Source organism: Pinisolibacter sp., assembly GCF_036782435.1.
Lineage (GTDB): Bacteria > Pseudomonadota > Alphaproteobacteria > Rhizobiales > Ancalomicrobiaceae > CALBKH01.
In genome coordinates this window covers 1-21,082 of record NZ_DAIPZB010000049.1, presented here as the reverse complement: position 1 = coordinate 21,082, position 21,082 = coordinate 1, and the positions used below count along the sequence as shown (strand labels likewise).

19 protein-coding genes and 1 pseudogene are annotated in these 21,082 nt (G+C 64.9%); 17 read left to right on the top strand and 3 right to left on the bottom strand.

The window, feature by feature from the left end; translation table 11 throughout:
- Window positions 1–80 precede the first annotated feature (80 nt).
- A complete protein-coding gene (locus tag V7Q42_RS17805; RefSeq protein WP_333825463.1) occupies window positions 81–998 on the bottom strand; it encodes a VOC family protein in 918 nt (305 codons plus the stop codon).
- Window positions 999–1,380: 382 nt separating this feature from the next.
- On the opposite strand from V7Q42_RS17805, the gene hcaB reads away from it, so the two are divergent.
- The 11 genes and pseudogenes from hcaB to V7Q42_RS17750 all read left to right on the top strand — a co-directional run.
- Complete coding sequence (hcaB, locus tag V7Q42_RS17800) at window positions 1,381–2,196, top strand: 3-(cis-5,6-dihydroxycyclohexa-1,3-dien-1-yl)propanoate dehydrogenase (protein WP_333825461.1); 816 nt, start codon at window positions 1,381–1,383, stop codon at window positions 2,194–2,196.
- A complete protein-coding gene (locus V7Q42_RS17795) occupies window positions 2,141–3,118 on the top strand; it encodes an alpha/beta fold hydrolase (RefSeq protein WP_333825459.1) in 978 nt (325 codons plus the stop codon). The genes hcaB and V7Q42_RS17795 overlap by 56 nt, the downstream gene beginning before the upstream one ends.
- The gene (gene hpaH, locus V7Q42_RS17790; RefSeq protein WP_333825457.1) at window positions 3,111–3,914 is read left to right on the top strand and encodes a 2-oxo-hept-4-ene-1,7-dioate hydratase; all 804 of its coding nucleotides are present in this window, start codon (window positions 3,111–3,113) and stop codon (window positions 3,912–3,914) included. The genes V7Q42_RS17795 and hpaH overlap by 8 nt, the downstream gene beginning before the upstream one ends.
- Before the next feature lie 5 nt (window positions 3,915–3,919).
- The gene (locus tag V7Q42_RS17785) at window positions 3,920–4,687 is read left to right on the top strand and encodes an HpcH/HpaI aldolase family protein (protein WP_333825455.1); all 768 of its coding nucleotides are present in this window, start codon (window positions 3,920–3,922) and stop codon (window positions 4,685–4,687) included.
- Between the two features lie 92 nt (window positions 4,688–4,779).
- Window positions 4,780–6,105 carry an aromatic ring-hydroxylating oxygenase subunit alpha gene (locus V7Q42_RS17780; RefSeq protein WP_333825454.1) on the top strand — a complete coding sequence of 442 codons (1,326 nt, stop codon included), beginning with the start codon at window positions 4,780–4,782 and terminating at the stop codon, window positions 6,103–6,105.
- A 23-nt stretch (window positions 6,106–6,128) separates the two neighbouring features.
- Entirely contained in the window at window positions 6,129–6,674 is a 546-nt protein-coding gene (locus V7Q42_RS17775) for a 3-phenylpropionate/cinnamic acid dioxygenase subunit beta (RefSeq protein ID WP_333825453.1), read from the top strand.
- A gap of 137 nt (window positions 6,675–6,811) precedes the next feature.
- Window positions 6,812–8,239, top strand: a complete 1,428-nt coding sequence (locus V7Q42_RS17770) for an aldehyde dehydrogenase family protein (protein ID WP_333825452.1) — start codon at window positions 6,812–6,814, stop codon at window positions 8,237–8,239.
- Between the two features lie 467 nt (window positions 8,240–8,706).
- A complete protein-coding gene (locus V7Q42_RS17765; protein ID WP_333825451.1) occupies window positions 8,707–9,630 on the top strand; it encodes a LysR family transcriptional regulator in 924 nt (307 codons plus the stop codon).
- A 6-nt stretch (window positions 9,631–9,636) separates the two neighbouring features.
- Window positions 9,637–10,023: a 2Fe-2S iron-sulfur cluster-binding protein gene (locus V7Q42_RS17760; protein ID WP_333825450.1), complete on the top strand. Its 387-nt coding sequence runs from the start codon at window positions 9,637–9,639 to the stop codon at window positions 10,021–10,023.
- A 23-nt stretch (window positions 10,024–10,046) separates the two neighbouring features.
- Complete coding sequence (locus tag V7Q42_RS17755) at window positions 10,047–10,610, top strand: hypothetical protein (RefSeq protein WP_333825449.1); 564 nt, start codon at window positions 10,047–10,049, stop codon at window positions 10,608–10,610.
- 138 nt (window positions 10,611–10,748) lie between these two features.
- A pseudogene (locus V7Q42_RS17750) lies at window positions 10,749–11,003 on the top strand (hypothetical protein); the annotation flags it as partial.
- Here the strand turns inward: V7Q42_RS17750 and V7Q42_RS17745 are convergent.
- Window positions 10,953–12,110, bottom strand: a complete 1,158-nt coding sequence (locus V7Q42_RS17745; protein WP_333825447.1) for a CaiB/BaiF CoA transferase family protein — start codon at window positions 12,108–12,110, stop codon at window positions 10,953–10,955. The pseudogene V7Q42_RS17750 and the gene V7Q42_RS17745 sit on opposite strands and share 51 nt — an antisense overlap.
- 20 nt (window positions 12,111–12,130) lie before the next feature.
- Window positions 12,131–13,399, bottom strand: coding sequence for an IclR family transcriptional regulator (locus V7Q42_RS17740; RefSeq protein ID WP_333825445.1), 1,269 nt, complete (start codon window positions 13,397–13,399; stop codon window positions 12,131–12,133).
- Between the two features lie 74 nt (window positions 13,400–13,473).
- Here V7Q42_RS17740 and V7Q42_RS17735 point away from each other — a divergent pair, with 74 nt between their 5' ends.
- The 6 genes from V7Q42_RS17735 (at window position 13,474) to V7Q42_RS17710 (ending at window position 20,972) form a co-directional block, all read left to right on the top strand.
- Window positions 13,474–15,552: a 3-hydroxyacyl-CoA dehydrogenase NAD-binding domain-containing protein gene (locus V7Q42_RS17735; RefSeq protein ID WP_333825443.1), complete on the top strand. Its 2,079-nt coding sequence runs from the start codon at window positions 13,474–13,476 to the stop codon at window positions 15,550–15,552.
- Window positions 15,553–15,562: 10 nt separating this feature from the next.
- Window positions 15,563–16,753 (top strand): acetyl-CoA C-acyltransferase, encoded by a 1,191-nt coding sequence (locus V7Q42_RS17730; protein WP_333825442.1) that lies wholly within the window; start codon window positions 15,563–15,565, stop codon window positions 16,751–16,753.
- Window positions 16,753–17,949 carry an acyl-CoA dehydrogenase family protein gene (locus tag V7Q42_RS17725; RefSeq protein ID WP_333825441.1) on the top strand — a complete coding sequence of 399 codons (1,197 nt, stop codon included), beginning with the start codon at window positions 16,753–16,755 and terminating at the stop codon, window positions 17,947–17,949. The genes V7Q42_RS17730 and V7Q42_RS17725 overlap by 1 nt, the downstream gene beginning before the upstream one ends.
- Before the next feature lie 12 nt (window positions 17,950–17,961).
- Entirely contained in the window at window positions 17,962–19,119 is a 1,158-nt protein-coding gene (locus tag V7Q42_RS17720; RefSeq protein ID WP_333825440.1) for an acyl-CoA dehydrogenase family protein, read from the top strand.
- Window positions 19,120–19,193: 74 nt separating this feature from the next.
- Entirely contained in the window at window positions 19,194–19,634 is a 441-nt protein-coding gene (locus V7Q42_RS17715) for a PaaI family thioesterase (protein WP_333825439.1), read from the top strand.
- 144 nt (window positions 19,635–19,778) lie between these two features.
- Complete coding sequence (locus V7Q42_RS17710; RefSeq protein ID WP_333825438.1) at window positions 19,779–20,972, top strand: acyl-CoA dehydrogenase; 1,194 nt, start codon at window positions 19,779–19,781, stop codon at window positions 20,970–20,972.
- Window positions 20,973–21,082: the final 110 nt, after the last annotated feature.

Genomic DNA, 21,082 nt, shown 5'->3' with positions numbered 1-21,082 from the left:
ATTGCCGACGCTCCGACCGAGACCATGACGTCCCGCCGGCGGCGCGCCCGAGAGGCCATACGCAGGCGATCGGCCGGCGACTACTCCGCGGCACCGAGATCCACATCCAGCCCGAAGCCGGAAGCTTCCAAGCCGTGACCGAATACGTCCGACTTGTAGTAGGCCTGCTGCGAAGCCGGCTTGGACCCGCCCCAACCGAGCTCCCAGAGCCAGCCCGAAGGCGACGCGTGGTAGAACGTCAACGCCTTGTCGTTGGAATGCTTGCCGAGTTGCATCGCCACGGGAATCTGGCGCTGTCGCACGAGGTCGTGCGCGATGCCGAGATCGTCGAGATCCGAATATTCGATCATCAGGTGATTGATGCGCTTCGGCATGGGCCCCAGCCCGAAGGCGACCGAATGCTGGCGATCGTTGCAATGCATGAATATGGGCTTGGCGACCGCCCCGTCGGGCAGCGGAAGATGATACTCGATCCCACCGCGCAGCCCGAGTGTGCGATAGAACTTGTAGGCGGCGACATCGTCGTCCTGACGCAGCAGGCAATGGGCGAAGCCCTGTTGATCACCCGTGACGAAGCGACCATGCATCGGACGCCCGGGGTGAAAGGGACGGCCCAACGTATGCTCGGGGCCCCAGAAGATTTCGGTCGGATTTCCGCCCGGATCCGCGAGCTTGATCAGGCCGAGCACGCGCCGCTCGGCGGCTTCGGAAGCGCTCGCGACACGATATGCGTAGCCGGCCGCATCGAGCTTCGCCGCCATCGCATCGAGTTCGTCGGGCCCGGCGACCCGCCACCCCAAATAGGCCAGATCGTCCTGATCGCCGACATGGACCACCATCCTGTGATGCCAGGAGTCCATGCGCAGGTAGAAGCGATCTCCCTCACCCTCGTCGACGATCTCCATGCCGACGATGTCGCGGGCATAGTCTTTCCAGGCGAGGGCGTCACTGACTGAAATGCCCATGTAGCCCAGTTCGGTAACGGCAACGGCCGACATGCTTGCTCCTCCCGATGTTGTCCGAATTGTCCGTCGCGACGGCCCGACCACAGCGTAGCCGTCAAGTTCGCGGATTTATTTTGGGCATCGAGCCTAGGTCATGAAACGCATACTCCGCACCCATCCTTTGATCACAGCCAGAACTAATGACCATCACTGGCAGTGATGAGGGCGGAACGACGCCCGAAATCGGCGCCGGCGCTGCCTTATTCCGCTGCATGATATCGTGTATTCGGCGGATCCGCTTACTCCCCACGAAAGCCGCCGCTACCATCTCTACAGCGCTACATCCAGCGAACGACGTCCGGGATGAATTCTGTTCACCCACGCGTTCGAAAAGAAGAAAGCGCACGACAGGGAAACGCTAACGGACGGGGGAGTTATGGGCTGGCTTGTCGGCACGGTGGTCTTGATCACTGGTGGGGGCTCCGGATTGGGGCGGGCGCTCGTACGGCGCTTCATCGACGAAGGCGCCAAGGTCGGCGTTCTCGAAGCGAACAAGGATCGGGCCGAGGATCTCGCCCGTGATTTCGGCGCCTCGGTCGAGGTGACCGTCGGAAGCGTCGCGAGTTATGGCAGCAACCAGGAGGCCGTCGAGCGGACGGTTGCCAAGTTCGGAAAGCTCGACACGTTCATCGCGAACGCCGGCATTTTCGATTTCTTCCTGCCGCTGGCGAAATACGACGGGGAGCAACTCGCTGCCGCGTTCGACGAACTGATGGCGGTGAACGTCAAGGGTGCGCTCCTCGGCGCACGGGCGGCCCTGCCCGAACTGCTGCGCACACGCGGCAACATCATCGTCACGATCTCGAACGCCGGCTTCTACCCGGGCGGTGGCGGCCCCCTCTACACGGCCTCGAAGCACGCGCTCGTCGGCGTGGTCAAGCAGCTCGCCCACGAGCTCGCCCCGAAAATCCGCGTGAACGGTGTGGCCCCCGGCGGGATGAAGACCTCGCTCAGCGGCCTGTCGGCGACCGGCACCTCCGGACAGAGCCTCGCTCAGATGGAAACGCTGGACGACATGCTCAAGAGCATCACGCCGCTCGAGATCTCGCCGAAGCCCGAGCAATATTGCGGTCCCTATGTGTTGCTCGCCTCCAGCACGAATTCGGCGGCGACGACGGGCGCAATCATCAACACCGATGGTGGCCTGGGTGTTCGCGGGATCGTGGCGGTCAGCGGCGGGGAAGAACTCTGACTCGCCGAGCCGTCCTGCCGGTTCCAGCCTCGACTTGCCCAACAGGAGAACATTGATGAGCGACATCATCGTCGAAAAGCGCCTGCCGTCCGGCCGCTTCGAGAGCCATGTCATGATTGCCGGCGATCCCGAGAAGCCGGCACTCATCCTGATGCACGGCGCCGGTCCGGGCGCGCATGCCGCGTCCAACTGGCGTCATTGCTTCCCCGAACTGGCGAAGGATTTCTTCGTCGTCGCGCCCGACATGATCGGCTTCGGCCAGAGCGATATTCCGGACCCCTTGCCGGCGCACAGCATGACCTGGATGGGCATGCGCGTCGAACAGGTCCTCGGACTCATGGATCATCTGGGGATCGAGAAGGCGCACATCGTCGGCAACTCGATGGGTGGCGCGGTCACGCTGCATCTCCTGATCGAGGCGCCGGAGCGGTTCGAGAAGGTCGTGCTGATGGGACCGGCGGGCGCACCGATGAACCGCACGCCCGAGATGGCGCGACTGCTGTCGTTCTACGCCGACCCCCGACTGCCACGTTATCGCGAACTGATCTCGAGCTTCGTCTACGATCCGAGCGTCGTGCCGAACTTCGACCAGATCGTCGAGGATCGCTTCAGGGTCGCGACCAACCCCGAAGTCCGCCGAGTGCAGGAAGTCATGTTCGAGTCGATGAAGACCGGCATGGATGCGCTCATCGTTCCGCCCTCCGCTCTCGCGCGTATGCCGCATGAGGTGGCGCTCGTCCACGGCCGCCACGATCGCGTCGTGCCGCTCGAAGCGAGTCTGTATCTCCTCCAGCACCTCCAGCGCGCGGAGCTCACCGTTCTCGATCGGTGTGGCCACTGGGCGCAGATCCAGCGCTGGGACGCCATGCTGCCCATCATGCGCACGCATCTGCTGAAGCCGAACGGGGCGGCCGATGCTTGACGAAGCGACGATTCGCAAGCTCGCCCAGGAACTGAACGAGGCCGAGAAAACCCGCGTCCAGGCAAAGCAGTTCTCGCAGCGCTTCCCGGACATTCAGTTCGAGGACAGCTATCGGGTGCAACGTGAATGGGTCCGTCTGAAGAAGGCGGAAGGGCGCAGGAGTATCGGTCGCAAGATCGGCATCACATCTCGCGCGATGCAGCAGGTCGCCAACATCACGGAGCCCGACTACGGGGTCCTGCTCGATGACATGCTGTTCGCGGACGGCAGCACCATCCCGCCCGGCCGTTTCATCGCGCCGATGGTCGAGGTCGAACTCGCGTTCATCCTGAAGAAGGATCTGCGTGGACCCGACGTCTCGATCTTCGACGTGCTGAACGCAACCGACTGGGTCGTGCCGGCGATGGAGATCATCGACGCACGGATCGAGCGGATAGACCCCGAGACCAGGTCGCAGCGTCGGGTCCTCGACACCATCGCGGACAACGCGGCGAACGGCGGGATCGTTCTCGGCGCACAGCCCGCGCGACCCGAGGCCGTCGACCTGCGTCGGGTCGGCGCCATTCTTCACAAGAATGGTGCCGTCGAGGAAACCGGCCTCGCGGCCGGCGTGCTCAATCACCCGGCCAACGGCATCGCCTGGCTCGCGCGAAAGCTGAGTGCGTGGGACGAGCATCTTTCGGCCGGCGAGATCGTGCTCGCCGGATCCTTCACCCGCGTGGTGACGGCCTCGAGCGGCGACCAGTTCTGCGCCGATTACGGGCCTCTCGGCACGATCAATGTTCGGTTCGGGTGACAGCCATGGACAATCCCGTCAATCCGCTCAAGCAGGCCCTTCTCGAAGGCCGGCCGCAGTTCGGCCTCTGGCTGTCGCTGGGTGATCCGTCGAGCGCCGAGATCTGCGCCGGCGCGGGGTTCGACTGGCTGCTCATCGACGGCGAGCATGTTCCGCATTCGCTGCAGAGCGTGCTGGCGCAGGTTCACGCGATTTCCGGCTACCCGCGTACCCATGCCGTCGCGCGTGTTCCGTCGTCCGATCCCCTTGTGATCAAGCAATACCTCGACCTCGGCATCCAGACCCTTCTGGTACCGATGGTCGAAAGCGCCGAACAGGCGGCGGCGATCGTCCGTGCGTGCCTGTACCCCCCACAGGGCGAACGTGGAGTCGGTGGCGGGCGCGCGGCGCGCTGGGGACATGTCCCGAAGTACCTTCATCAAGCCAACGCCCAGATCTCGATCATCGTTCAGGTCGAAACCCGAAGGGGGCTGGAGGCCCTGGACGCGATCGCGGAGACCGAAGGCATCGATGGTGTCTTCATCGGTCCTGCAGACCTGTCGGCGTCGCTCGGCCATCTCGGCCAGCCCGGCCATCCCGAAATGCAGCGGGAGATTCTGGGTGCCATCGGGCGAATTCGCGCAGCGAAAAAGGCGCCCGGAATCCTGAGCCGTGATCCGGAAATGCTGAGGTTGTCGATTGCCGAAGGTGCCCGATTGGTCGCCGTCGGCCTCGACGCCTACCTGCTGGCCGCGCAAGCGCGATCGCTGGCTCAGACCTACATTCCCGGCTGAACAGCATCCGGGATGTCACTGGTGAGGAAACGAAAAGGAGTATAATGATGAAAATGGAGCGAATTGGTCCCCCACGAGACTACAACTCCCTCATGAACTTGGAAGAGGGGTGGGTTTCCCGCGATGTCTTTTTCGATCCGGCGATCTATGAAGCCGAGATGCGTCAGATCTTCGCCCGGGTCTGGTTGTTCGTCGCCCATGAATCCCAGGTTCCCAAGCCCGGCGACTTCGTCACGACCTATATGGGCGAGGACGGTGTGATCGTCGCCCGGCAGAAGGACATGTCGGTCAACGTGTTCCTCAATTCCTGCCCTCACCGTGGCAACAAGGTGTGCCATGCGGATGGCGGGAATGCTCGGCGGTTCGTCTGCAACTACCATGGATGGGCCTTCGATACGGCCGGCAAGCTCATGGGCATGAACGAGGAGCGCTGTTACGACCCGGGCGATATCGACAAGAGCGAATGGGGCATGAAGTCGGTTGCGAAGGTCGCGACCTTCAAGGGGCTGATTTTCGCCACTTTCGATCCGACGGCTCCCAGCCTCGAGGATTATCTCGGCGATTACCGCTGGTATCTCGACTGCATGCTGGACAGCGATGATGGCGGTTCGGAACTCATCGGCGGGACGATGAAGTTCGTCATTCCGATGAACTGGAAGATGGCAGCGGAAAACTTCATCGGCGACGCCTATCACGCCGCTTGGTCCCACGATTCTGGTGCCAAGGCCATGACGGGTGGCATGGCGTTTCCCGAGTTGGATCTGCACAACACCTTCCATGCGAGCGCCAACGGCCATGGTCATGAATTCGGCATGGATGGCTTCGGTGACATCATGCTGCTCGGTCGCCCGAAAGTGACCGAATACTTCATGCAGGTACTGAAGCCCCGGATCGAGGCGCGACTGGGCAAGCTCCGTTCCACGATCTTCGGCTCGATCGCATCGGCAACCGTGTTCCCGAATGTTTCCTACCTGCCCGGGATCTCGACGTTCCGCACCTGGTTGCCCAAGGGGCCCGACAAGACGGAAGTGCGGACCTGGACCATCGTCAACCGTAATATGCCCGACGAAATCAAAGACGAGCTCACCAAGGGCGTGATGCAGACCTTCGGTCCGAGCGGCACCTTCGAGATGGACGACGGCGAGAACTGGGAAAACAGCTGCTCGACCAACAAGGGGTTTGTGACCCGCCAGGGGCGGCTGCACTACCGTTGTGGCATCAGCCGCAAGGACGACCACCCCGAACTGCCCGGCATCATCTACAGGGGACAGTTCGGAGATTCCAATCAGCGCGCCTTCCACCGCCGTTGGCTCGACCTGATGACCGCGGAAAGCTGGAACGACGTTCCCGACCGTCAGGGCAATCGTCTCAAGGGCCGCGAAACCCGCGACCTGCACAACGGGCTCCGGAGCCTTTGATCGATCGCGTATAGGAGGATGACATGAACCAACTGGCTCAAAAAATCGCGCCGTTGTCGGCTCCCGCGGTCGATCTGGTCGTCGAGATCCAGCAAGTGCTCTACCGCGAAGCCAGGCTCCTGGATGCCGAGCGCTACGACGAGTGGGTCGAAATGCTTGCCCCGGATCTCCACTATTTCATGCCGAACATGGAGACACGATACCGCGCGGACAAGAGCAATATCATCGCGGATCTCAAGCGGGCAGCTTATTTCAACGACAACCGCGAAGACATGCTCAAGCGTCTCGACCGGCTGAAGACGGGAACGGCCTGGTCCGAGGACCCTGCCACCCGCTTCACGCACCTCATCGGCAATGTCGAGGTGGAGCTGACGGAAACGGAGAGCGAATATCGCGTCTACTCCGCGTTCCTGCTCTGCCGTGGGCGCAATGAAAGCGACGAGGATATCCAGGTCGGCAAGCGCAAGGACCTCTGGCGTCGCACGCCGGACGGTCTGAAGCTGGTCCAGCGGACTATCCACCTCAATCAGAACACGCTGCTGAGCAAGAACCTCAACGCGTTCCTCTGATCGTATCGCCTGGTGGCCCGGCGCCCCGCGGTGTCCCACACCATATCGACGCCGGCGACGAGTAGTCGCCGGCGTAGGTCTTGATCGATCGGTAGTCGGTTCGGCATGCCGCACGACTCTATGGACACGAGGACTCCATGGCGAAGAGCAACGAGGTCGACTTCTTTCGCGACTTCCAGATGGTGATCGATGGGCGAACGACGAGTGCCGACAAGACCTTCGACGTCGTCAACCCGGCGACGGAAACCTCAGTTGGCCAGGCGCCGGACTGCTCTCCGCAGCAACTGGACGCGGCCGTCGGCGCCGCCCGCAACGCCTTCCTCAGCTGGCGCCATTCCTCTCACGCGACCCGAAGCGCGCTGTTGAACGCGATCGCGGACAGAATGGAATCGATTGCCGAGCCGTTGAGCCTGCTGCTCACCCGCGAACAGGGCAAACCTCTCGCGGAAGCAAAGGCCGAAATTCAACGCGCCGCGCTCTGGTTCAAGCACTATGCCACGCGTGAACTGCCGATTGAACGATATACCGAGGGCAATCGACACGAGATCGAGGTTCGGCGCGTGCCGATCGGGGTCGTCGGCGCGATCACGCCTTGGAATTTTCCGATCACCCTCGCAGTATGGAAATTGGCACCCGCACTTCTGGCGGGCAATGCGGTCGTGCTGAAGCCTTCACCCTTCACACCGCTGTCGACCCTCAAGTTGGGCGAGGCATTGCTCGACATTCTTCCGCCGGGTCTGGTCAATTTCGTTTCTGGCGGCGATGAACTGGGGCCCCTGATCTCGCAGCACGCCGGAATCGACAAGATCGCCTTCACCGGTTCGACGGCCACGGGCCGGGCGGTGATGCGTAGCGCCGCCGGCAACCTCAAGCGTCTCACGCTCGAACTCGGTGGAAACGATCCGGCAATCATATTGCCCGACGTCGACGTCGACGAAGTCGCGGAGAAGATTTTCTGGGCCGCATTCCGCAACAGCGGTCAGGTCTGCGTCGCTGCGAAGCGGATCTACGTCCATGACGCCATCTACGATCGCTTTGCGGCGGCCATGGCCGATCTTGCCCGAGCGCATCGTCCGGCGAACGGCGAGGAGCCGGGCACGAGCCTCGGTCCTGTGCAGAACCGGCTCCAGTATCAGCGTGTCCGCGAACTGATCGAGGAATCACGGAGCGCCAACCTCGAATTCCTTTCCGAGCCCGGCGATTTCGATGGGCCGGGATATTTCATCGCGCCAACGATCGTCGACGATCCGCCCGACGATGCCCGCGTCGTGACCGAGGAGCCCTTCGGCCCGGTCGTTCCCCTGCTGCGATATCGCGATATCGACGACGCGATTCGGCGCGCGAACAGCAGCGAATTCGGGCTTGCCGCATCGGTCTGGAGCAAGGATACCGACGTGGCGGCCAAGGTCGCCGAACGGATCGAGAGCGGGACCGTTTGGATCAACAAGGCCCAGTTCCTGTCTCCGTCCGTTCCCTTCGGTGGGCGCAAGCAATCCGGAATCGGCATCGAAAACGGCGACGAGGCGCTGTTGGAATACACCGCCATTCAGACGATCGTGAAGTAAGAAGGCCGAGCGGGCGGTTATTTCGGCGCCCTCTTGCCATCCCGACGGCGAGGCTCGAATGTATTGCGCTCACTTCGGATTTTACGTCGGATGCACGTTTTCAATGTATTCTTTATTCATATGGGTAGCGTTGGCCGGATTCGGGCGGGCGACCTTCTCGACGAGGGTCGAAAGTCGGAGCGGGGGAAATCGGTGATGCGGATCGATGAACGAAATGGAAGAACCTCCGGCCGGGAGCATCACTCTCGCCTGCGCTCCCGGTGTCTCGGCGCCTCTCGGCACGGGAGATGGTTCTGTGCTTTCTTCACGCTTCGCCCCCTCCCGTGTGCTGCGGGCGGCATGCCCGAATCCACGGCGACGATCGCTCATCGCATCCCTCCCATCAAAACCGGAATGGAAGCCTGGGCTGGAAATAGGAATCGAAATTTTTTTCTTCCTGAGACTCTTGTTCGTGCCAGCTCGGTAGCATGAAAATGATCGATATTTTGAAGTTCGATCTAAATTTGCTTCGGATATTCCATCGTATGATGGTTGATCGAAAAGTTTCGGCAGCCGCCGAAGCTTTGGGCCTGACGCAACCCGGCGTCAGTAATGCACTCAAGAGACTTCGCGAACTGACAGGTGACGATCTCTTTATTCGTTCATCTGGAGGCATGGAGCCGACGGCGTTCGCCACTCAAATCGCCGAACCGATCGGTTATGCGCTCGCGATGATCGACGCGACATTCACCCAGCCGACGGACTTCAACCCCGCGACGGATCGTCGACTGTTTCGGCTTGGTTTGACGGATATCGGGGAGGCCTACCTGCTGCCACGCATCTTGGCCAAGACAGCGGAAATTGCGCCGAAGATACGATTCACGACCCTTCGGCCGGGAAATTCGGACTTGCGAGAAGAAATGGAAATGGGCACGATCGACCTTGCGATCGACGTATTGCCTCGGCTCAAAGGCAATTTCCTTTCTCGACGTCTATTGCAGGAAAAGCACGTCATCTGCGTACGGAAGAATCACCCGCTGGCAAAAAAGTCAGCTTGGACGTTATCCGATTATCTCGCACAGGAACATGTCGTGATTATTGCCCAAGGAACGGGGCATGGCGACATGGATGCGTTGATGGAACGCAAAGGCATATCCCGAAACATTCGCCTTACTGTACCGCACTTCCTGAGTCTCGGCCCAACGTTGCAGGCCACGGATATGGTCGCAACTCTGCCTGAGGATGCCGCTCTCATCCTCGAAGCGCCGTATGGCCTGATCAGCCTACCATTTCCAGGTACGTTGCCGACGGTTTACGTCGACGTTTGCTGGCATCGGCGCATGCATCGCGATCCCGGCAATTTCTGGTTGCGCAATTTGATTTACAAGCTTTTTCTCAAACCGGCGAGCTGAGTGATCATGGAGCTCACGCTGATCCCGAGCCGAAAGGTCCTCGACATCCAGCCGGATGAGACGATCCTCGCGGCGCTGATCCGCCAAAATGCACCGATTTCACATAGCTGCAAAGACGGCCGCTGCGGTCTCTGCAGATGTTCGTTGGCTGTGCCGGATTTTCTTTCTGTAGGATATCATTTCAGTGAAATGGCGTCTGTCCTGGCCTGTCAAACTGTGCCCAACGCCGATTGTTTGATCGAAATTCTTGACCCGGCCGACATATTGGTGCTGCCGGCGCAGATGGCGCGTGGCCGTGTCGTCTCGGTCGACGCCCCGGTGGAACATATAAGACGGCTGACACTGAGTCCTGAAAGCCCGTCAAATTCGCAGCCGGGCAGTATTTTGAGGTAACTTTTCCATCCAACATCGTAAGAATGTACTCTGCGGCAAGTATGCCGACCGATGACACCTTGCGTTTCGACATCCAGCTTCACTATCATGGCCAGGCCTCCCGCTACATCAGGGACACCTTGAAGGTTGGAAATAATTTGAAGTTACGAGGGCCGTTGGGTGCCGCTTTTCTTCGTCGCAACTGCCCTGCACCGATCCTGTGTATTTCCAACAATACGGGACTGGGGCCGCTCATAGCCTTGCTACGGACCATTTCCGAGGCCCGGATGCCGAATCCGATATACATCTATGCCGGATTTTCCTCAGCTGAATACATTTATGGCCGGCAAGAACTGCAGCAGGCAACCAAAGATTTGGTGAATTTGCGTTACAGTCATACGGTGGTCGGAGGAGGAGCGTTGAATCGCACCGACCGTCTCGGCCTTCTCACCGATGTTCTTACAGCGGACTTTCAAGATTTGAGCGCTTACCGCGTCTATGCGTTCGGCTCGCCGCACGCCATAGAGGTGAGCTGTCGGCTGTTGCGCCTAAAAGGCGTCGCGCCAAATCGTCTTCATGCCGAGCCTTTCGTCTATTCGGCATTCTGACTGTTGAACCGCGCCGGGTTTGCCGGAGGCTCCAACTCTCGAGAGGATGGAGCCATGACGAGCAAGACGGCGAACAAGTTCGCCCCGGAAGTGCGTGGCCGCGCGTCAGGATGACCTTCGAGCACGAGGGCGATCACGACTCTCGAATGGGTCGACTGGTTCAACAACCGCCGGCTCCTCGAGCCGATCGGCGACATCCCGCCGGCCGAGGCCGAACTACGCTGGTGGGACGAACAGGAGCAGGTGGCCATCCCCGCCCGAACCAGAGCGCCGAGCCACGGACGGAGCCGGCGCGATTCGACTCCGACCGCTCCGGTTTTCACGGATTGGACCAATTCGATTTTATTTTCCCCACTGCACCGAAGTGAGTGCCGAGTTCAATTCGGGAGGTGACAGGCGAATGGGAACACGGCTCCCGTCGACACGGTAGGGCGGCGCCAACAACCAGCGCGACGCCGCGCCCGCCTCGCCGCGACGCTCGACCGAGCCGGCGACGCCGGCGCGCTCGGACGTCAGCGCCTGATGAAGACCGAGCACCTCGCCGGCCGGGATGCCGGCCTCGCCGAGCGCGCGCAGGAGATCGGCCCGCGTGTGCCGGCGTAGTTCGCCCTCGAGTTCCGGCAGCAGGGCGGCGCGGTTGCGGGCGCGCTCGAGGTTGGTGGCGAAGCGCGGATCCGTCGCCAGATCGGGACGCGCGAGGACGATCTTGCAGAAGCGGTCGTATTGGGCATTGTTGCCCACGGTGATCACGAGCGGACCGTCCGCGGCTTCGAAGACCCCATAAGGGACGATCGAGGGATGGGCGTTGCCGTAACGCGGCGGATCCTCGCCCTGCACCAGGGCCTCCAACCCGTAGTAGGAGGTCAGCGCCACGCCGCAGTCGAAGAGCGCCAGATCGACGCGGCCGCCCCGGCCGGTCCGCTCGCGGCGGAAGAGCGCGGCGAGCACCGCCTGCGCCGCATATTGACCGGTGAAGAGATCGACCGCCGCGACGCCGAACTTCAGAGGCGGACGGCCGGCCTCGCCGTTGAGGGCCATCAGCCCGGCCTCGCCTTGGACCAGCAGATCGTAGCCGGGGCGCTCCGCCTCCGGGCCGGGGCCGTAGCCGGCGATCGAGCAGTAGACGAGACGGGGGTTCTCCTGGGAGAGATCCTCCCAGCCCAGCCCGAGCTTCTCTGCGCCCCCGGTCTTGAAGTTCTGCACCACGACGTCCGCCTCCCGTGCCAGCGCGCGCACCTGCGCGAGGCCCTCGGCGGTGGCCAGATCGATGCCGATCGAGCGCTTGTTGCGATTGACCCCGTCGAAATAAGAGGTGGTCGTCGCCCCGGTCCTGAGCCCCCAGTCGCGCGTATCGTCCCCACGGAGGGGATGCTCGACCTTGATGACGTCGGCCCCGAAATCACCGAGGACCTGGGCACACCAGGGGCCTGCGAGGATACGCGACAGATCCAGTACGCGGACACCGGAAAGCGGCAGGTCGAAATCGGCGAGAGTCGTCATCGGAAGCTCCGTGATTCTGGTCACGTCCCCATCACCCCGTCGAGGCCGGCGACGACTTCGCGGAGGCGCGGGCGGACCGTTTTCAGAAGAAAGTCGGGCGAGGCGATCACGGTCGGCGCACCGCAATTGATCACCATCGGCGGCAGACCGCCGCCGGGGCGGAAGCCGAGGGCGATGGCGCTGACGTTTTCCTGCCAATCGCCGAAGGAACAGCTGCAGCCCAGTTGCTCGTACTCCTCGAGCGCCCGCTTCAGCATGCTCTCCATCTTCGGCCAAGCGAGCGGATCGAGCATCTTCAAATCGTGGAAGAGCTGATCGCGCTCCGCCGGCGTCAGAGCGGCGATGAAGGCTCGGCCCATCGAGCTGCGGGTCATCGAGAGGCGGGAGCCGACGTCGATGTTGAGCGCGATCGCCGCCGGACCCCGGGCGATCTCGACGTAGCGCATCGAGAGATTGTCGCGCACGCCGAGCCCGACCGAGGCATTCGACATGTTGGCGAGATCGCGCATCGCCGGCCGCGCGATCTGACGCACGCTGAGCCCGCCGAGCGCCACCGTGCCCAGCGCCATCAGACGGCTACCGAGTCGATACTTGCCGACCTCCTCGCCGAAATGGAGATAGCCCAGTTTGGTCAGCGTGTAGGTCAGCCGCGTCACCGTGGATCGCGGCAGGCGGCAACGCTCGGCGATTTCGTGGTTGGCGAGCCAAGTCTCACCCGGCCGATAGGCCGAGAGGACGTCCAATCCCCGCGCCAACGCCGTGACGAAGTGGCGATCTTCCCGGGGATCGTCGTCGGTATCGGCCACGTCTGTATGATGCTCCGCCATGACTGACCTCTCGTCTCTCGTGATCTCGATGGTCTTATCCCACGGCGGGATCACGAACGCGAAGGGGGCGCGGGGTCTCGACCAGGATCGTCGGCGACATGGGGGCGGGTCCTCTTCGCGGCGAAGTGATCGGAGCTCCGCGGCGGACGAGCGTCCGTCGCAGGCGAAGTAGAGATCGTGCGGGAGATCGAGATCGACCTGCGAGGCCGGGCTCGAGAAGACGACGTCGCCGACGATCCCGGTCGAGACCCCGCCCGCAGCGCCCGGCTCGACGCTTCCTCCGTTTCGCACGGGTCGTATCCCGCATCGTTCGCGTCCGTCGGCTGACCAGCGGCTGTCCATCGAGTGCCACGGCCTTTCGAACTTGTCAACAAAAACAGACATTGATTCTGCATTGCAGAACAAATCAACCAACGAACCGAAGGAATTGCCCTGTATATGGCTTGACAAGCGGTTTCTCATTCCGCATTTCATCTGCTCAGCAAATTTATGCGGTTTTCAATTCCGCTATACAGTTCAACGCGTCGGGAGGACGCATGGAAACGGTCTCGAGACGGAGCGTCGACGGCGTCGCGCTTCTCACCATCGACAATCCTCCGGTGAACGCGCTTTCGGCCCGGCTGCGGAGCGATCTCGTCACCGCGGTCGCGGCGGCCGAAGCCGATCCCACCATTCGCGCGATCGTCGTCACCGCCACCGGGCGGGCCTTCGTCGCCGGCGCGGACATCACGGAATTCGGCAAGCCGCCGATCCCTCCCGCTCTGCCCGACGTGCTCGCCCGGATCGAAGCCTGCGCCAAGCCCGTGGTGATCGCCCTGAACGGTGCCGCGCTCGGCGGCGGTTTCGAACTGGCGTTGGCGGGTCATGCCCGCATCGCCACACCCGGCGCGACGGTCGGTCTGCCCGAGATCGAGCTCGGCCTCCTGCCGGGCGCCGGAGGCACCCAGCGTCTGCCCCGACTGATCGGTGCCACCCGGGCCTTCTCGATCATGCTCTCCGGCGCTCCGATCGCCGCCGAGAAGGCCGTCGCGCTCGGTCTCGTCGACGCACTCGCCCAGGGCGATCTCCTCGACGTCGCGGTCGCGATCGCGCTCGAGATCGCCGATCGCGGCACGCTGCGCCGTCTCTCCACCGTCACGGTCGCCGCCGACCCGGCCGACCGCGAGGCCTTCGAGGCGGCCGCGGCCGCAGCCCTCGCGAAGTCCCCCGACACGCCCGACGTCGCCGCGCTGGTCGACGCCGTGCGCGCCGCGCTCGACCGTCCCTACGCGGAAGGTCTGGCGATCGAACGTGCGCATTTCCTGGCGCTTCTGCGCGATCCGCGCTCGAAGGCGGCGCGGCATCTCTTCTTCGCCGAACGCCAGGCCGCGCGCGTGCCCGGCGTCGGCAAGGACGATCGCCCGCGCGCGATCGCCCGCGCGGCGGTGATCGGGGCCGGCACCATGGGCGGCGGCATCGCCATGTGCTTCGCCCAGGCCGGCATCGCCGTCACCGTGATCGAACAGAAGCAGGAGGCGCTCGACGCCGGCCTCGCGCGCGTCCGGGCCAATTGGGAGACCTCGGTGACGCGCGGCTCGCTCACGGCCGAGGCGCTGGCGGCGCGGCTCGCGCTGTTGAGCGGGGCGGTCGGGCTCGAAGCGGCGGCCGGGGCCGACGTGATCGTCGAGGCGGCCTTCGAGGAGATCGGCGTCAAGGAAGAGATCTTCCGCGCCCTCGATCGCATCACCAAGCCGGGTGCGATCCTCGCCACCAACACCTCCTATCTCGACGTCGACGCCATCGCCGGCTTCACGGCGCGGCCCGCCGACGTGATCGGTCTGCACTTCTTCTCGCCCGCCAACGTCATGCGCCTGCTCGAGATCGTGCGGGCGGCGAAGACCGCTCCGGACGTGATCGCCACCGCGCTCGATCTGGCGCGCCGCCTCGGCAAGCTGCCGGTGGTGGTCGGCGTCTGCCACGGCTTCGTCGGCAATCGCATTCTGGCCAAGCGCAGCGCGGCGGCCGAGCGATTGCTGCTCGCCGGCGCGCTGCCGCACGAGATCGACGAGGCGGTCACCACCTTCGGCTTTCGCATGGGGCCCTTCGCGATGCTGGATCTGGCCGGTCTCGACATCGGCTGGCGCAACCGCAAGGCGACCGGCGGCAAAGCACCGGTCGCCGACGCCCTCTGCGAGCAGGGGCATTTCGGCCAGAAGGCCGGCCGGGGCTTCCACGTCTATCCGGCCGGCGCCCGGAAAGGCGAGCGCGACCCGGACGTGGAGGCGCTGATCCGGCGCCTCTCCGACGAGCACGGCATCACCCGGCGCGCCTTCTCCACCTCGGAAATCCTGGCGCGGCTGTTCTACCCGATGGTCAACGAGGGCGCGAAGATCCTGGAGGAAGGGATCGCGGCGCGGTCGAGCGACATCGACCTGGTCTGGATCAACGGCTACGGCTGGCCGGCATCGACCGGCGGTCCGATGCACTGGGCGGACCGCGTCGGACTTTCGACCATCGTCACCGGCCTCGACGAGATGGCGGCGGAAACCGGTGACGACGGTCTGAAGCCGTCGGCCCTGCTGCGCCGGCTCGCCGCCGAGGGCGCGACCTTCGCCGGCCCCGCCGAAACCCACTGAGGAAAAGACCATGGTCGACGTCGTCGTCGTTTCGACTGCGCGGACCGCCATCGCCAAGGCGGGACGCGGCGCGCTCAACCTGACCCGAGGGGCCGCCATGGGCGCCCACGTGATCCGCGCGAGCCTCGATCGCGCCGGCCTCGCCGGCGACGAGGTCGAGGAGGTGATCCTCGGCTGCGGTTACCCGGAGGGGGCGACCGGCGGCAACGTCGCACGCCATGCCGCGCTCCGCGCCGGCGTGTCGGTCTCGGCGAGCGCCGCCGTCGTCTCGCGCTTCTGCGCCTCCGGCCTCGAGGCGGTCGCCGCTGCGGCCGGACGCATCGCCCGCGACGGCGTTCCGATCGCGGTCGCCGGTGGGCTCGAATCCATCACCCTGACCCAGCCGGTCGATCGCGAACTCTATCGCGACCCCCGGCTGACCGCCGAGAAGCCGTCGGTCTACACCTCGATGATCGAGACCGCCGACATCGTGGCACGGCGTCACGGTGTCTCCCGCGAGGCGCAGGATCGCTTCTCCCTGGAGAGCCAGAAGCGCACCGCTGCCGCGCAAGGCTCCGGACGCTTCGATGCCGAGATCGTGCCGATCACCGTCGAGCAGGCGGTGACCGACAAGGCGACCGGCGAGGTCTCCCGGCGGACCGTCACGCTGGCGCGCGACGAGGGCAATCGCCCCGATACGTCCTACGAGGGGCTGGCGGCGCTGAAGCCGGTGCGTGGTGCCGACGAATACGTCACCGCCGGCAACGCCAGCCAGCTCTCCGACGGCGCCTCCGCCTGCGTGCTGATGTCGGCCGACGAGGCGGCGCGGCGCGGGCTCGAGCCGCTGGGCACCTTCCGGTCCTACGCCACCGCCGGCTGCGAGCCGGACGAGATGGGCATCGGCCCGGTCTTCGCGGTGCCGCGCCTGCTCGCCCGTCGGGGCCTGACGGTCGCCGACATCGGCCTGTGGGAGCTCAACGAGGCCTTCGCCTCGCAGTCCGTCCACTGCATCGACCGCCTCGGCCTCGATCCCGCGATCGTCAACGTCGACGGCGGCGCCATCTCGATCGGCCATCCCTTCGGCATGAGCGGCGCCCGCCTGGTCGGCCACGCGCTCCTCGAGGGCCGACGTCGAGGCGTGCGCTTCGCCGTCGTCACCATGTGCATCGCCGGCGGCATGGGTGCGGCCGGCCTCTTCGAAATTCACCCGGGAGCGAACTGATGGACCTGCGCTTCACCCCCGAAGAGATCGCCTTCCGCGAGGAAGTCCGCTCCTTTTTCCTGACCGAGATTCCCGCCGACATCCGCACGAAGGTGTCGGAAGGCCGCAAGCTCGACCACCGGGACTACATCACCTCGCAGCGGATCCTGAACGCCAAGGGCTGGGCCGTGCCGCATTGGCCGGTCGCCTGGGGCGGACAGGACTGGACCGCGGTGCAGCGCTACATCTTCATGGAGGAGCTGATGCAGGCGGCGGTGCCGCTGCCGCTGCAGTTCAACTGCTTCATGGTCGGCCCGGTCATCGCCCAGTTCGGCAACGAGGCGCAGAAGCAGCGCTTCCTGCCGCGCATCGCCAATCTCGACGACTGGTGGTGTCAGGGCTTCTCCGAGCCCGGCGCCGGCTCCGACCTCGCCTCGCTGAAGACCAGGGCGGTGCGCAAGGGCGACGTCTATGTGGTCGACGGGCAGAAGACCTGGACCACCCTCGGCCAGTACGCCGACTGGATGTTCTGCCTCGCCCGCACCGATCCGACCGCCAAGAAGCAGGCCGGCATTTCCTTCCTGCTGATCGACATGAAGACGCCCGGCGTCACCGTGCGCCCGATCATCACCATCGACGGCCGCCACGAGGTCAACGAGGTCTTCCTCGACAACGTGGAAGTGCCGGTCGAGAACCTCGTCGGCGAGGAGAACAAGGGCTGGGACTACGCCAAGTTCCTGCTCGCCAACGAGCGCACCGGCATCGCCCGCATCGGCATGTCCAAGGAGCGCATCACCCGCATCAAGCGGCTGGCGCCGCTGACCCCGGCCGGCGAGGGCACGATGTGGGACGATCTCGACTTCCGCTCGCGCCTCGCCGCGGTGGAGATCGAGCTGAAGGCGCTGGAGATCACCCAGATGCGGGTGGTCGCCGCCCAGGCGACCCGCGATCCGACCAAGCCGGATCCCGCTTCCTCGATCCTCAAGCTGCGCGGCTCGGAGTTGCAGCAGGCCACCACCGAGCTGCTGCTCGAGCTGGCCGGTCCGGCCGCCCTCTCCGGCGAGCGTATCGGCGACGGTCTCGATGACCTCGATGCCCCCTTCGCCTGGGCCGACACTGCGGCGCCCGTCTATTTCAACACGCGCAAGGTCTCGATCTACGGCGGGTCCAACGAGATCCAGCACAACGTGATCGCCAAGGCGATCCTCGGCCTGTGAGGAGCTGAACCCATGGATTTCGATCTCTCCGAAGAACAGACCCTGCTGAAGGACACCGTCGAGCGCTGGGCCGCCGACACCTATCCGACCCTCGAGGCGACGATCGCGGCCCGCGCCGAAGCCGCCGGCTTCTCGGCCTCGCGTTGGACCGAGCTCGCCGAGCTCGGCGTGCTCGGCCTGCCCTTCGCCGAGGCCGACGGCGGCTTCGGCTGCGGGCCGGTGGAAATCGGTCTGGTGATGGAGGCCTTCGGGCGCCGGCTCGCGCCCGAGCCCTTCCTCGCCGCGATCGTCCTCGCCGGGGGAGCCCTGCGACTGGCCGCGAACGACGCCCAGCGCGAGGCGATCCTGCCGGCGGTGATCGCCGGCACCTCGCGCGCCGCCCTGGCTCATGGCGAGGCCCGGGCCCGGTACGACCTCTTCGACGTCGCCACCACCGCGACCCCGACCCCGTCGGGCGGTTGGCGCCTCGATGGTCGCAAGACCGTGGTGGAGCACGGCGGCACCGCCGATCTGCTGATCGTGAGCGCGCGCACCTCCGGCGCCCGTCGCGACGGCGACGGCGTCACGCTCTTCCTGGTGCCGGCCGGAACGCCCGGACTGCGGGTCGTGCCGCACACGGCGCACGACGGCGGACGCACCGCCGAGATCTCGCTCGACGGCGTCGAGCTGCCGGCGGAAGCCGTGCTCGGTCCGATCGGCGGCGGCGTGGCGATCGTCGAGCGGGCGACCGAGGCGGCGATCGCCGCGGTCTGTGCCGAGGCGATCGGCTCGATGCGGGCGCTGACCGACCTCACCGTCGAATACCTGCGCACCCGCAAGCAGTTCGGTGTGGCGATCGGCTCCTTCCAGAGCCTGCAGCACAAGGCGGTCGACATGTTCGTCGCCCTCGAACAGGCCCGCTCCATGGCGCTCTACGCCGCGATGATGGTCGAGGCCGAGGACGCCGACGAACGGCGCTCGGCGATCTCCGCCGCCAAGGTGCAGATCAACCGCTCCGCCCGCTTCGTCGGTCAGACCGCGGTGCAGCTGCACGGCGGCATCGGCATGACGATGGAGTATCTCGGCGCCCATCACTTCCGCCGCCTCGCGATGATCGAGATCGCCTTCGGCGACACCGCTCATCATCTGCGGCGGGTCACCCTGGCGGGCGGGCTCGTCAAGGCGAGCTGAGCGATCCCGCGATCCTCTCTCCGGGTCCGGCGCCGCGCGCGCCGAGCTTCCGACCTCACCGCGAAGGCCTCCCGATGACGGACCAGAAGACGACCTACCCGCCGCTGGCCGGCTTCGCCGCTCATCTCGGTCTGGCCATCGTCGGCTGGACCGAGGAAGGGCCGGAACTGGCGCTCGACGTCGGGCCGCATCACCTCAACCGCAACGGCGCCGTTCATGGCGGCGTCGTGCTGTCGATGCTCGACAGCGTCTGTTCGCTCGCCGGAGTGCGCCTCGTCGACGGGCGGCTCACCGGCCGCGTGGTGGTGGTGCAGCTCTCCACCAATTTTGTCGCGCCCGTGCGCGACGGACGCCTGCTGGCGCGGTCGCGGATCCGCGGCGGCGGCGCCAAGACGATCCACGTCGAGGGTGAGGTGGTCGACGAGGCCGGCGCCACCATCGCGATGGCGGCGGGCGTCGTCCGCCGCATCCGCGACGAGATCGATGGCGTCGTCCACACCGGAGACGACGCATGACGACGGCCGCCGCCCCGATCCGCGGTCGCGCGGTGAACGCCGGGACCATCGGAGGCGGAATGCCCCTGCACCCCTTCCCTCGGCAGCATGCCGAAGAGGTCTTCGAGAATTCCCACCCTTGACGCAGAACGAACGGAAACGACCATGGCCCCCAACAAGATTGCCCCCTTCAAGTGGGAGGATCCCTTCCTCCTCACCGAGCAGCTGACCGAGGACGAACGCCTCATCTCCGAGACCGCCCGCGCCTACGCTCAGGAGAAGCTCTTTCCGCGCGTCGCCGAGGCCTATCTCGAGGAGAAGACCGATCGCGCCATCTTCTCCGAGATGGGCGAACTCGGCCTCCTCGGCGTCACCGTGTCGGACGACTACGGCGGCGCCGGCGCCGGCTACGTCTCCTACGGGCTGGTGGCGCGCGAGGTCGAGCGGGTCGATTCCGGCTATCGCTCGATGATGTCCGTCCAGTCGTCGCTGGTCATGTACCCGATCGAGGCCTACGGCTCGGAAGAGCAGAAGCAGAAGTACCTGCCCAAGCTCGCCTCCGGCGAATGGGTCGGCTGCTTCGGCCTGACCGAACCCGACGCCGGCTCCGACCCGGCGGGCATGAAGACCCGCGCCGAGAAGGTCGCCGACGGCTACCGCCTCGTCGGCTCGAAGATGTGGATCTCCAACTCGCCGATCGCCGACGTCTTCGTCGTCTGGGCGAAGTCGGCCGCCCACGACGGCGAGATCCGCGGCTTCGTGCTGGAGAAGGGCATGAAGGGCCTCTCCGCCCCGAAGATCGGCGGCAAGCTCAGCCTGCGCGCCTCGATCACCGGCGAGATCGTCATGGACGGCGTCGTCGTCCCGGAGGACGCGATCCTGCCGAACGTCTCGGGGCTGAAGGGTCCCTTCGGCTGCCTCAACCGGGCGCGCTACGGCATCGCCTGGGGGGTGATGGGCGCGGCCGAGGACTGCTGGATGCGGGCCCGCCAGTACGGCCTCGACCGCAAGCAGTTCGGCAAGCCGCTCGCCGCCACCCAGCTCTACCAGAAGAAGCTCGCCGACATGCAGACCGAGATCACTCTCGGCCTCCAGGCGGCCCTGCGCGTCGGCCGGCTGTTCGACGAGGGCCGGATGGCGCCGGAGATGATCTCGATCATCAAGCGCAACAACTGCGGCAAGGCGCTCGACATCGCCCGCATGGCGCGTGACATGCACGGCGGCAACGGCATCTCGATCGAGTATCAGGTGATGCGCCACGCCGCCAACCTCGAGACGGTCAACACCTACGAGGGCGCCCACGACGTCCACGCCCTGATCCTGGGTCGGGCGCAGACGGGCATCCAGGCGTTCTTCTGAGGGCTCCCCCTCTTCCGACCGAGCTGAACCCTCGATGATTTTCTGATTGGAAAAGCCCATGAAGATCCTGGTGCCCGTGAAGCGGGTGGTCGACTACAACGTGAAGATCC

What these genes read in the sequence shown, in the direction of transcription:
- V7Q42_RS17805 (WP_333825463.1), bottom strand. Translation starts at nt 998, where the DNA reads ATGTCGGCCGTTGCCGTTACCGAACTGGGCTACATGGGCATTTCAGTC.
- hcaB (WP_333825461.1), top strand. Translation starts at nt 1,381, where the DNA reads ATGGGCTGGCTTGTCGGCACGGTGGTCTTGATCACTGGTGGGGGCTCC.
- V7Q42_RS17795 (WP_333825459.1), top strand. Translation starts at nt 2,141, where the DNA reads ATGGTGGCCTGGGTGTTCGCGGGATCGTGGCGGTCAGCGGCGGGGAAG.
- hpaH (WP_333825457.1), top strand. Translation starts at nt 3,111, where the DNA reads ATGCTTGACGAAGCGACGATTCGCAAGCTCGCCCAGGAACTGAACGAG.
- V7Q42_RS17785 (WP_333825455.1), top strand. Translation starts at nt 3,920, where the DNA reads ATGGACAATCCCGTCAATCCGCTCAAGCAGGCCCTTCTCGAAGGCCGG.
- V7Q42_RS17780 (WP_333825454.1), top strand. Translation starts at nt 4,780, where the DNA reads ATGAACTTGGAAGAGGGGTGGGTTTCCCGCGATGTCTTTTTCGATCCG.
- V7Q42_RS17775 (WP_333825453.1), top strand. Translation starts at nt 6,129, where the DNA reads ATGAACCAACTGGCTCAAAAAATCGCGCCGTTGTCGGCTCCCGCGGTC.
- V7Q42_RS17770 (WP_333825452.1), top strand. Translation starts at nt 6,812, where the DNA reads ATGGCGAAGAGCAACGAGGTCGACTTCTTTCGCGACTTCCAGATGGTG.
- V7Q42_RS17765 (WP_333825451.1), top strand. Translation starts at nt 8,707, where the DNA reads ATGAAAATGATCGATATTTTGAAGTTCGATCTAAATTTGCTTCGGATA.
- V7Q42_RS17760 (WP_333825450.1), top strand. Translation starts at nt 9,637, where the DNA reads ATGGAGCTCACGCTGATCCCGAGCCGAAAGGTCCTCGACATCCAGCCG.
- V7Q42_RS17755 (WP_333825449.1), top strand. Translation starts at nt 10,047, where the DNA reads ATGTACTCTGCGGCAAGTATGCCGACCGATGACACCTTGCGTTTCGAC.
- V7Q42_RS17745 (WP_333825447.1), bottom strand. Translation starts at nt 12,110, where the DNA reads ATGACGACTCTCGCCGATTTCGACCTGCCGCTTTCCGGTGTCCGCGTA.
- V7Q42_RS17740 (WP_333825445.1), bottom strand. Translation starts at nt 13,399, where the DNA reads ATGAGAAACCGCTTGTCAAGCCATATACAGGGCAATTCCTTCGGTTCG.
- V7Q42_RS17735 (WP_333825443.1), top strand. Translation starts at nt 13,474, where the DNA reads ATGGAAACGGTCTCGAGACGGAGCGTCGACGGCGTCGCGCTTCTCACC.
- V7Q42_RS17730 (WP_333825442.1), top strand. Translation starts at nt 15,563, where the DNA reads ATGGTCGACGTCGTCGTCGTTTCGACTGCGCGGACCGCCATCGCCAAG.
- V7Q42_RS17725 (WP_333825441.1), top strand. Translation starts at nt 16,753, where the DNA reads ATGGACCTGCGCTTCACCCCCGAAGAGATCGCCTTCCGCGAGGAAGTC.
- V7Q42_RS17720 (WP_333825440.1), top strand. Translation starts at nt 17,962, where the DNA reads ATGGATTTCGATCTCTCCGAAGAACAGACCCTGCTGAAGGACACCGTC.
- V7Q42_RS17715 (WP_333825439.1), top strand. Translation starts at nt 19,194, where the DNA reads ATGACGGACCAGAAGACGACCTACCCGCCGCTGGCCGGCTTCGCCGCT.
- V7Q42_RS17710 (WP_333825438.1), top strand. Translation starts at nt 19,779, where the DNA reads ATGGCCCCCAACAAGATTGCCCCCTTCAAGTGGGAGGATCCCTTCCTC.